Source organism: Streptomyces capoamus, from assembly GCF_014654935.1.
GTDB classification, from domain to species: domain Bacteria; phylum Actinomycetota; class Actinomycetes; order Streptomycetales; family Streptomycetaceae; genus Streptomyces; species Streptomyces capoamus.
In genome coordinates this window covers 1-1285 of record NZ_BNBF01000079.1, presented here as the reverse complement: position 1 = coordinate 1285, position 1285 = coordinate 1, and the positions used below count along the sequence as shown (strand labels likewise).

At 71.6% G+C, this 1285-nt stretch carries 1 protein-coding gene and 1 pseudogene; both read right to left on the bottom strand.

Features of this window, described 5'->3' with window-relative positions:
* Positions 1-295: pseudogene (locus tag IE312_RS37865) on the bottom strand (hypothetical protein); the annotation flags it as partial.
* On the bottom strand, positions 292-1125 hold the full coding sequence (locus IE312_RS37860; RefSeq protein WP_189986832.1) for a hydroxymethylglutaryl-CoA lyase-like TIM-barrel protein: 834 nt from the start codon (positions 1123-1125) through the stop codon (positions 292-294). The pseudogene IE312_RS37865 and the gene IE312_RS37860, both read right to left, overlap by 4 nt.
* Positions 1126-1285 lie beyond the last annotated feature (160 nt).

Genomic DNA, 1285 nt, shown 5'->3' with positions numbered 1-1285 from the left:
GCAGGGTGAGGTGTTCTTCTGCCAGCAGCCGTCGCGCCAGACGGCCGCTGTCACTGGTCAGGTCCCAGACGCGGTTAAGGACGTCCAGGGTGTCGGGGTGGTGGGCCCACAGAGCGACCGGCTGGTCGCCGGGCCGGCCTTTGGCCTCGTTGACCGTGCGGGCCCGCGTGGCGGTGACCACGTGGGTCAGGGGTGCGGGATTGGGCAGGACCACGGCCTGGCCGGCGGCGAGGGCCTGGCGGGCCTGCGCGAGGGTCACCGCCGTGGGAGGCGTGGGGGTGGCGGCCGGGTTCACGACAGTGTCCTGCTGGTCGCGTGGGTGAGGCCGTCGAGGTAGGCGGCGCCCGCGGCGTCGTTGATCACAGCCTGCCCGGTTGCGTAGGCGCGGTTCTTGGCCCAGTTCAGGGCGGCACGGGTCTGGTCGCGGTCCAGGCTGTGGCCGAGGCGGGCGGCGACCGCGGCGACGACCCGGGTGCTGGCCAGGTGGGTGAGGATGACGCTCGGCTCGATGCCGTGCACTTCTTGGGGGTCGAGGGGCTGGAAGAGCTGGGGGTGGACGAACGGGGTGCCGGTGGAGATCGTGTTCACCCCGGTGCCGAAGATCGGCGTGGTAACACTCAGCGGTACCCCGGTTTCCTGCGCGACCATGCATGCGATGCCCGGCAGGCGGGTCAGGTCCGGGGATGTCCACCACGGCGTCGCGCCGGGTCCGATCAGGTCGGTGGCGTGCTGGGTGAGGAGAAACAGCAGCTGCTCGGTGGCCACCATGCCGGCCCGCTCGGCGGTGCCCAGCCAGGACGCCGACACCACCCGTACCCCGCAGGCGAGGGCCTGCGGGGTGTTGGCCAGCCCGAGGCCGAGGTCGTTGTGCACATGGGAGCCCAGCACCACGTCATCACCGGCCGCGGCCCGCACTTCTGTGAACATGTCCCGGCAGGCGGCGGGGAGCTGTGCACCGACGGTGTCCGCGAGGATGATGACGCCGGCGCCGGCCTGGGTCATCGCGTGCGCGTGGTGGGCCATGAGGGTGTGGTCGGCGCGGGAGGCGTCGGCCAGGCAGACGTCGACGGCCACGGCCGGATCCCGGTCACGGGCCTGCTTCACCAGCGAGGGAACTCCTGGCATCAGGCTCCCCAGCGCGCCGTGCAAAATTGGGTTCGTCCCGCGTCCGGCGTCGCTGAACCGGGGTCTACTGGCGGAAGACTTCTACCCGCTGCAGTTCGACGTCCGAGTCGGGGCGGTCCCGCGTGGTGGCGACGTTGGCGATGTCGTGGACGATGTCCTG